At 68.0% G+C, this 8,870-nt stretch carries 8 protein-coding genes; 7 read left to right on the top strand and 1 reads right to left on the bottom strand.

Annotated features, from left to right (window positions below):
• Positions 1-304: 304 nt before the first annotated feature.
• The 7 genes from Q7T84_RS08395 to Q7T84_RS08365 all read left to right on the top strand — a co-directional run bounded on the left by Q7T84_RS08395 (position 305) and on the right by Q7T84_RS08365 (position 7,270).
• Positions 305-1,801: a DNA-3-methyladenine glycosylase 2 family protein gene (locus Q7T84_RS08395; RefSeq protein WP_304807685.1), complete on the top strand. Its 1,497-nt coding sequence runs from the start codon at positions 305-307 to the stop codon at positions 1,799-1,801.
• Entirely contained in the window at positions 1,785-2,318 is a 534-nt protein-coding gene (locus tag Q7T84_RS08390; RefSeq protein WP_304807683.1) for a methylated-DNA--[protein]-cysteine S-methyltransferase, read from the top strand. The genes Q7T84_RS08395 and Q7T84_RS08390 overlap by 17 nt, the downstream gene beginning before the upstream one ends.
• 104 nt (positions 2,319-2,422) lie before the next feature.
• The gene (locus tag Q7T84_RS08385) at positions 2,423-2,674 is read left to right on the top strand and encodes a hypothetical protein (protein WP_304807681.1); all 252 of its coding nucleotides are present in this window, start codon (positions 2,423-2,425) and stop codon (positions 2,672-2,674) included.
• 412 nt (positions 2,675-3,086) lie between these two features.
• Positions 3,087-5,423 (top strand): polar localization protein TipN, encoded by a 2,337-nt coding sequence (locus Q7T84_RS08380; protein WP_304807679.1) that lies wholly within the window; start codon positions 3,087-3,089, stop codon positions 5,421-5,423.
• Positions 5,423-6,403, top strand: a complete 981-nt coding sequence (dgcA, locus tag Q7T84_RS08375; RefSeq protein ID WP_304807677.1) for an N-acetyl-D-Glu racemase DgcA — start codon at positions 5,423-5,425, stop codon at positions 6,401-6,403. Before Q7T84_RS08380 ends, dgcA begins: the two co-directional genes overlap by 1 nt.
• A gap of 36 nt (positions 6,404-6,439) precedes the next feature.
• Entirely contained in the window at positions 6,440-6,871 is a 432-nt protein-coding gene (locus tag Q7T84_RS08370) for a DUF4112 domain-containing protein (RefSeq protein ID WP_304807675.1), read from the top strand.
• 30 nt (positions 6,872-6,901) lie between these two features.
• A complete protein-coding gene (locus tag Q7T84_RS08365; protein ID WP_304807673.1) occupies positions 6,902-7,270 on the top strand; it encodes a VOC family protein in 369 nt (122 codons plus the stop codon).
• Positions 7,271-7,274: 4 nt separating this feature from the next.
• Here Q7T84_RS08365 and scpA read toward each other — a convergent pair.
• A partial coding sequence (gene scpA, locus Q7T84_RS08360; protein ID WP_304807671.1) for a methylmalonyl-CoA mutase occupies positions 7,275-8,870 on the bottom strand: 1,596 nt, incomplete at its 5' end.

Genomic DNA, 8,870 nt, shown 5'->3' with positions numbered 1-8,870 from the left:
GCGCTTTGGCCTGCATCAGGGCTGTACCTTGCACATGAACCTCGGGGGCCGAACCCTGCTTGTAAACTAATGACGAAAAAACCCGCTCGCCTGTGTCTGGCGGCGCGCGGATTGGCCCTGAGCGATGGCTTACGGGACGCGACCGGCGATGACGATAGAGATTTCCTGACAAGCCGACGAGGAAATTGGCGCCGGCGCTGTGCAGGGCCGTGGTTCGCGGCGATGTCCGAAAACCGCCATGTCATCGCCAGCCGCGTCCGAAAACCGCGAGACATGAGCGGCTCGGGGGCAGATCATCGCCGGCATGGATATGGATGACGACGCCTGCTACCGCGCCTTTCAGATGCGTGACGCCCGGTTCGACGGGCGGATATTCTGCGGCGTGAAGAGCACTGGGATCTACTGCCGGCCGATCTGCCCGGCCCGCACGCCCAAGCGCGAGAACATGACCTTCTATCGTTCGGCGGCGGCTGCGCAGGAGGCTGGGTTCAGGCCCTGCCTGCGGTGCCGGCCGGAAACCTCGCCGGACCTCGGCTCCTGGCGAGGGACGTCCAACACAGTCTCGCGCGCCATGACCCTGATCGAGGCGGGCGCGATGGACACCGGCGATGTCGAGGCGCTGGCGGGCCGGCTGGGCGTTGGTGAGCGCCAGCTTCGGCGGCTGTTCCAACAACATGTCGGCGCCTCGCCGGTGGCCGTGGCCCAGACCCGGCGGGTGCTGTTGGCCAAGCAGCTGCTGCACGAGACGCGGATGCCGATGGCCGAGGTGGCGCTGGCCGCCGGCTTCGGCAGCGTGCGGCGGTTCAACGAGACCTTCCAGCAATTGTTCGATCGCCCGCCAGCCAAGCTGCGCCGGCTGGGCGGGGCCGAGATCGCGGCCGGCGACGGAGGCGCGGCAAGCATCCGTTTGCCCTATCGCGCGCCCTACGACTGGGACGCCATGCTGGCCTTCCTGACCGCGCGCGCCATTCCCGGCGTCGAGACGGTTCGCGCCGGCCGCTACGCCCGGACCTTGGCGCTGGGCGAGGCGCGCGGGGTGATCATGATCGAGCCGGGGGAGGGCGCCTATCTGCGCGCGACCCTGCGGTTCCCGAGCGTCCAGGTCTGGCCGGCGGTGATCGCGCGGGTGCGGCGGGTGTTCGACCTGGCCGCCGATCCGGCGGTGATCGCCGCACACCTCTCCGAAGATCCTGATCTGGCGCCCTTGGTGGCGGCGCGTCCGGGTCTGCGGGCGCCGGGGGCCTGGGATGGTTTTGAGCTATCGGTGCGCGCGGTGCTGGGCCAGCAGATCACGGTGCAGGCTGCGCGGGTGCTGGCGGGCAAGATCACCGCGATCCACGGTTCGGCGGTAGAGGACGAAGAGGCGAACAAGCTCGGCCTCACCCATTTTTTCCCGACCCCGGAGCAACTGTCGCTGATCGACGTCGAGACCTTGCCGATGCCGCGAGCCCGGGGCCGCGCCCTAGTCGGCCTGGCTAAGGCCGCGGCGGCCGATCCCGATCTGTTCGGAACTCGGCGCAGCCTGGATGAAGCGGTCGCGGCGTTGCGCGCCTTGCCGGGGATCGGCGAATGGACGGCCCAGTACATCGCCATGCGGGCGCTGCGCGAACCCGACGCCTTTCCCAGCGCCGACATTGGCTTGATGCGCGCCCTGGAAAGTCCTTACGGCGTGCGGCCGACCTCAGCCGAGCTGCTGGCCCGCGCCGAGCGCTGGCGTCCATGGCGCGCCTATGCGGCGTCACACCTGTGGTCCGCGGACCCCAAGAACCCCTCTGAGGCCAAACATGCCAAAGCCGCTTGAAACTCTACTTCTCGACCGCATCGCCACGCCGGTGGGCGAGGGGCTGCTGGTCACCGACGCCGAGGGGTTCCTACGGGCCTTCGACTGGACGACGCATGAGAACCGGATGCACTTGCTGCTGCGTCGCCAGAACCCGCCGGTCAGCCTGAGGGAAGGGCGCGCGCCGAATGCGATCCGCGGCGCCTTCGAGACCTATTTCGCCGGCGATCTTGGGGCCTTGTCGAAGATCAGGTGGCGGACCGGCGGCACGGACTTTCAGCGCACGGTCTGGACAGCGCTCTGCACGATCCCAGCAGGCGAGACCCTCAGCTACAGGGGGCTGGCCCACCGGATCGGCAAGCCTAGCGCCGTGCGTGCGGTCGGTTTGGCCAACGGAGCTAATCCCATTGGGGTCGTCGTGCCCTGCCATCGGGTCATCGGTTCGAACGGCAGCCTGACGGGGTACGGCGGCGGCATGGACCGCAAGCAGTGGCTGCTGACCCACGAAGGCGCGGCGTTCCTGCGGGCGGCGGCGTAACTGCTACATGACCGAAATTTCATGTTGAGACACGTCGCCGCATTGCCAACACTGTCGTATAACCACGCTCGCTGGAATCGTATCGGACGTACGGGAGAGTTCCGATGCAGACATTGACTGAGATCGTCGCAGCGGTGGTGGTGTCATCCTCCGCCGCGGCCTACTCGCACTTTGGCGTGACGCTCGACACCCAAAAGGTCGATCAGCCGGTCCCTGTCGAGCGGACCGTCGCCCGCACGATGAACAAGAAATACCCGACGGCGGTCTCCTCGAAAGTCGTCGTCGGAACCGGCAAGGCCGGCAAGCTTGTGCGCGACGATTGCCCCGAGGCGCGCGCCAAGATGTTGAAAGCCTAGCGCGCTTCCAGTTGGCGCCGATCTTGCCGCCCGGCGGTTGGCGAAAATTCCCACCGATGACGCTTTGCGCGGCCTCAGTTCGCCGGTAATCCTTGAGATCGGCGCGAAGGCGGGGATGAGACGCGGCTCATTCACGCTCGCAGGATGGGAAGGCCGCTTCATACTGGCCATGAAGATCAAAAAGCGGCACCAACCGGTTGATTTCCAAGCCCTTGAGGACGAGGGCGCAAGCGTGACACACGCCGAGGCTCAGGCCGCGGCCAGAGAGGCCGACCATGCATTCGCGTTCGCGGCGCCGCCTTCGGGCGAACTGGCCATAGACTCTAAATCAACGCCTCCTACGGCTGGCGCGTCCGCCTTCGGGCGACCGCCCGCGCCGCACGCCGAAACGCTCCGGCCTGGGAGCCAGGCGTTGCCCTCCGGCTGGCCGATCTACATGACCGCCTTGGTCGTCTCCGTGCTGTGGGCCTGCGGGCCCATCGCCTTCGCTTGGGGCTACCGCCGCGGTGTCGCGCCGTTCGACTTCGAGCCCTTCGCCTTGCTGGTGTTCGCCCTGCTGGCGATCGGCCCGGCGGCCTTTGTCTGGTTGGCGGCCTATGTGGTGCGTCAGGGCCAGAAGCTGGGCGTCGAGACGCAGCGCGCCAAGGCGTTGGCCGACGAGATGGTCACGCCCGCCATGGCCGCAGGCGCGCAGACCGCTGACGTGATCGAGGCTGTGCGCGACGAGATCGTGCGCGCCGGCGCCGCTGCCAGCGAGGCGCGCGAGACGATCCTGGCCCTGCGCCAGGTTCTGGCGGTCGAGAGCGAAAAACTGGTCGAGGCCGCGGCGAACGCGGTGCGCACCGCCGGGGGTCTGACGGAAAGCCTTGGCCGCGAGCGTGCCGAGATGGGCGGCTTGGCCCAGACCTTGGATAGCCAGGCCACGGCGGTGACCGACGCGATCACCCAGCAGGCCAAGATGGTGGCCGAAGCCTCCGACCTGGCCGAGACTCAATTGCGGGAGGCCGAGGCCTCCCTGGCGGCGCGCGCGGCCGATTTGGCCGCCGCGGCCGGTGAAACCAGCGACGTGGCGCGCACAGCCGCTGACGACCTGACCCGGCACATCGCCCGGCTCGAGACCGCGGGTCTGGGCGTCTCCGACCAGATCAAGTCGGTGCAAAGCGGCCTGACCGAGCAGCGGGCCGGGCTGGTCAATGTCGCGCACGCCCTGCGCGCAGACCATGAGTCCTTCGCGGCCCAGGCCGAGACCCATGCGGCCCAGCTTGCCGAGTTCATTGGCCAGGCGCGGCTGTCGGCCGCCGAGATGGGCGACCGCGCGGTCAAGGGCGGCGAGGCTCTGCGCCAGTTGATGGCCGAGGCCACCGATCAGTTCCGCGAAATGGCGGACTCAGCCAAGGCTGAACGCGACGAATTCGGCCAATCGACCCTGCACTCCATGGAGGCGGTGTCGCGCGCCGCCTCCGCCGAGCGCGCGCGCCTGGAAGAGCAGACGCAGGCGACCATCGCCGCCCTGACCGGCGCGGCCGATCGGACCCGCCAGGCGGCTGAACGCCATGCCGAGACCGCTCGCGACCAAGTGGATCAGCTTTCCGAAGCCGCCTTCACGGCTGGCCAACAGGCCAACAAGGTGTTCGAGGCGCGGCTGGAGGAAGCTCGCGCCCTGATCGAGCAGTCGGCTCGCATGGTCGACGAGGCCGGGTCCACCACCATTCGCAAACTTGACGAGGGCGCGCGGGCCGCCCGGGCGACCCTGGACGAACTGGCCGCCATGCTGGCGACCATCGAAGATCGCGCCGTAAGGCTGCCGGCCGCCGCGCGCGGCCAGGCCGAGGAGGTCCGCCAGGCGGTCTCCGACAGCATTGACGACCTGATGGATCACGCCCGCCGCACGGCTGACGAGACCCAGGCGATCGACGAAGCTTTCCAGGATCGGGTGCGCCGCAATTACGAGATGCTGAGCGAAGCCGTCCGCATGATGGGGACGGTCGCCACCACCGCCAATCTGGCGCCGCTGGCCCCGCCGCGTGAACGGCCGGCGCGCGCCTCGCGCAAGCCGGTCGAGACCCTAGCCGAGCCGGAGGCCGTTAAGGCGATTGAGCCGGCGCCAGAGCCTCAGATCGTCCCCGAACCGGAAGTCGAAACTGTCGCCGAAGCGCCGGCGCCGGCCGAAATCGACGACACCGAGTTGGAACTGAACGAGCCGATCCCGGCGCCGCGCGATCCTTCCCGGCCACGCCTGCGGCTGACCCCGACCGCCACCGACGCCGAATTCTCCACGGTCTTTGAACAGGCCGGCGGCCGCAATGAAGAGCCGGGCGGCGAGGGCTGGACCTGGAAAGACCTGTTGTCCTCGATCGATGAGTCCGAGGGTGCTGAGCCTGAAATCCTGGATGCGCCTCTGGAGGAGGCCCTGGCCGCCGAGATCGGCGTGATGGGTATCGACCCGTCCGCCCTGCTGCCGCGCAGCCGTCTGCAGGAGATCGCTGAGATCTTGCAGGCGCGGGACGCAGATGGCGCTCGGACGATGGTGCGCAAGTTGGCCCCGGCGGCGACCCGCCGCCTGGCGCGGCGACTGTTCACCGACGAGGCTCTGAAACGCCAGGTCGTGCAGTATCTCAGCCGCTATCATGACCTGCTGGAGGAGACCGTCGCGCGGGATCGTGACGGGCGCCTGGTGGAGGCGTTGCTAAGCTCGGAAGCTGGTCGGACCTACCTGTTGTTCGACGCAGCGGCCGGCGACCTGGCCTGATGAGAAGCCTCAGCGTTCGCGAAGAGCATTGGCCGTTGGCCAGCGCCTTCGTGATCGCGCGGGGGGCGAAGACCGAGGCCCATGTCCTGGTGGTCGAGATCGCCGAAGGCGGCGCGGTGGGGCGGGGGGAGGCTACGCCCTATGCTCGTTATGGCCAGACCATGGACGGCGAAGTCGCCCGTATCGAAGCCCTGAGGGGCGCCGTCGAGGGCGTGTTGTCGCGCCAGGACTTGCAAGCGTTGGCGCCCGCCGGCGCGGCGCGCAACGCCCTGGATTGCGCGCTCTGGGATCTTGAGGCCAAGCTCTCTGGCGTGCCGGCCTGGAAGGCGGCGGGCCGCAGCCGGCTCGACCCGGTGAAGACCTGTTACACGATCAGCCTGGATACACCGCAGGCGATGGCGCAGGCCGCGCGCGCGGTGGCGCGGCGGTCGTTCCTGAAGCTCAAGATAGGCGGCCGCGATGACCTGGACCGGGTGGTCGCGGTGCGGGAGGCCGCGCCCAAGGCCCGGTTGGTGGTCGACGCCAATGAGGGCCTCGAGTTCGAGGACCTCGTCCGGCTCGCGCAGGACTTCGCGCGGCTTGACGTGAAGCTGATCGAGCAGCCGTTGAAGGCGGGCGAAGACGGCGTGCTCGAGGGCTATGAAAGCCCGGTCCGACTTTGCGCCGATGAAAGCCTGCACACCCGCGCCGAACTTGCGACCTGCGCGCGTCGCTATGGTGCGGTGAACGTGAAACTGGATAAGGCCGGTGGCCTGACCGAGGCGCTGGCGGTCGTCGCCCAGGCGCGAGCCTTGGGCCTAGAGGTCATGGCCGGTTGCATGGTGGCGACGTCGCTGGCCATGGCGCCGGCGATGATCATCGCCCAGGGCGTCGATGTCGTGGACTTGGACGGGCCGCTGTTGCTGGCCAGGGACCGGCAGCCTGGACTGGTGTTCGACGGGGCGTTGATTCACCCTACGCCTTCGGAGCTTTGGGGCTAGGGTGGAGCCTTCCTTCGGCGGCGGCGTTTTGGCCTGATGGCGGACGATCGAGAAAAAGCTCATAGCGCTTGGCGCTCAGCCGAACGCATCAAGGTGTTGTCGGACCGTTTGATCGGGGTCGGGCCCTTCGGCATAGGCTTGGACGGGGTCCTGGCCTGGGTGCCCATAGCCAGCACAGTCTATAGCGTCGGGGCCGGCGGGCTGTTGATGATGCACGGCGCCTCGGCCGGCGCCTCGCTCGGAACCCTGACGCGGATGGCGGCCTATATCGCCTTTGACTCAGCGGCCTCGGCGATCCCGGTGGTGAGTTGGACGGTCGACATGCTGTTCCCTGGGCACCTGCTCGCAGCGAAGGCTCTGCAGAAGGACATCGAGGCCCGTCATGGCCCCTCCCAGTTGTCCGCGAGTTGGTACCGTGGGGCCAAGCTGAAGCCCAAGGCCAAGAAGGATAGCCGTATTCGCGTCTGAAACGCCGGAGCTGCCGGCCTGGAGGGTGAGATGTTCAAGCATGTGAAGTTCTCGGGCCTGCCGGTGACCGACCAGGACCGGGCGGTGGCCTTCTATCGCGACGTGATCGGCCTGACGCTCGCCACCGACCAGCAGTACGGAAGCGGCTGGCGCTGGATCGAACTGGAGATCCCGGGGTCTCCGACCCGCGTCCTGTTCGAACGCCGCGCGAGCGAGGCGCCTGGCGAGCAGCCGACCCTCAATATTGTCGTGGAGGATGTTGACGCGGCCTACACGGTCCTGCTCGCCAAGGGCGTCGTCTTCGACCAGGAGCCGATCGACGCGCCCTGGGCGCCAGCCGAGCGCTATGCTCTGCTGCGCGACAGCGAGGGCAACCTGATCCTGATCGGATCAGGCTGAGCCGCTAGGCCTTTTCGAGCTGGGCGTAGCCCATCTGTTCGTTCAGACGCTCCATCACCTCGATGGCGGCCTCCGGGATCACCGTACCCGGCGTGAAGATCGCGGCGACGCCGGCGTCCCGTAGAGCCTGGAAGTCCTCGGGCGGGATCACCCCGCCGACCACGACCAGGATGTCGGAGCGGCCGAGCTTGGCCAGCTCGTCCTTCAGTTCGGGCACCAACGTTAGGTGCCCGGCGGCGAGCGAACTGGCGCCGACGACATGAACGCCTTCCTTGACGGCCAGGGCGGCGGCCTCGGCCGGGGTCTGGAACAGGTTGCCGATATCGACCTGGAAGCCGAGGTCGGCGAAGCCGGAGGCGATGACCTTCTGGCCGCGGTCGTGGCCGTCCTGGCCCATCTTGGCGACCAACACACGCGGCTTGCGGCCGTCGGCCTGCAGGAAGGCGCCCGTCATCGCCTTGGCGCGCTCGGCCTGGGGCGTGGTTCCAGCTTCGCGCAGATAGACGCCGGTGACCGCGAAGGCCTCAGCGGCGTGGCGGTTGAAGACTTTTTCCAGCGCCAGGCTGATCTCACCGACCGTGGCCTTGGCGCGGGCGGCGTTGACCGACAGTTCCAGCAGGTTGCCATTGCCGCGCGCGCCGTTGGTCAGGGCGGTGAGGGCGGCTTCGACATCCTGGGGATTCCGCTCGGCGCGCAGGCGGGCGAGTTTTTCGAGCTGGCGTTCGCGGACGGCGCTGTTGTCCACCTTCAGCATGGGGATTTCGTCGGCGCCTTCGGGCCGGTAGCGATTGACCCCGATCAGGCTTTGGCGGCCGGCGTCGATGCGCGCCTGGGTGCGGGCCGAGGCCTCTTCGATCCGGCGCTTGGGCAGGCCTTCCTCGATCGCCTTGGTCATGCCGCCCAGGGCCTCGACCTCGGCTATGTGCTCCAGGGCGCGAGCGGCGAGATCGGCGGTCAGGCGCTCGACATAATAGGAACCGCCCCACGGATCGATGACCCGGGTCTGGCCGCTCTCGAGCTGCAGGAAGAGCTGGGTGTTGCGGGCGATGCGGGCCGAGAAGTCGGTCGGAAGGGCCAGGGCCTCGTCCAGCGAATTGGTGTGCAGGCTCTGGGTCTGGCCGCCGGTCGCGGCGATCGCCTCGACCAGGGTGCGGGGCACGTTGTTGTAGACGTCGTGGGCCGCGAGGCTCCAGCCGCTGGTCTGGGTGTGGGCGCGCAGGGATAGCGAGCGGGCGTCCTGCGGATCGAACTCGTCCTTCATGAGCTTGGCCCAGAGCAGGCGGCCGGCGCGCTGCTTGGCGATCTCCATGAAGGCGTTCATCCCGGCGTTCCAGAAGAACGACAGGCGCGGGGCGAACTGGTCGACGCTCATGCCGGCGGCGACGCCGGCGCGAACATACTCGATGCCGTCGGCCAGGGTGTAGGCCAGCTCCAGGTCCAGCGTCGCGCCGGCTTCCTGGATGTGATAGCCGGAAATTGAGATCGAGTTGAACTTCGGCATTTCGCGCGAAGTATATGAAAAGATGTCGGAAATGATCCGCATCGAAGGCGTGGGCGGATAGATGTAGGTGTTCCGGACCAGGAACTCCTTGAGGATGTC

This window comes from Phenylobacterium sp., assembly GCF_030654915.1.
Lineage (GTDB): Bacteria > Pseudomonadota > Alphaproteobacteria > Caulobacterales > Caulobacteraceae > Phenylobacterium.
The sequence above is the reverse complement of the archived record's forward strand: the minus strand, read 5'-3'. Positions and strand labels throughout refer to the sequence as shown.

What these genes read in the sequence shown, in the direction of transcription:
- dgcA (WP_304807677.1), top strand. Translation starts at nt 5,423, where the DNA reads ATGAGAAGCCTCAGCGTTCGCGAAGAGCATTGGCCGTTGGCCAGCGCC.
- Q7T84_RS08395 (WP_304807685.1), top strand. Translation starts at nt 305, where the DNA reads ATGGATATGGATGACGACGCCTGCTACCGCGCCTTTCAGATGCGTGAC.
- Q7T84_RS08365 (WP_304807673.1), top strand. Translation starts at nt 6,902, where the DNA reads ATGTTCAAGCATGTGAAGTTCTCGGGCCTGCCGGTGACCGACCAGGAC.
- Q7T84_RS08385 (WP_304807681.1), top strand. Translation starts at nt 2,423, where the DNA reads ATGCAGACATTGACTGAGATCGTCGCAGCGGTGGTGGTGTCATCCTCC.
- Q7T84_RS08390 (WP_304807683.1), top strand. Translation starts at nt 1,785, where the DNA reads ATGCCAAAGCCGCTTGAAACTCTACTTCTCGACCGCATCGCCACGCCG.
- Q7T84_RS08370 (WP_304807675.1), top strand. Translation starts at nt 6,440, where the DNA reads ATGGCGGACGATCGAGAAAAAGCTCATAGCGCTTGGCGCTCAGCCGAA.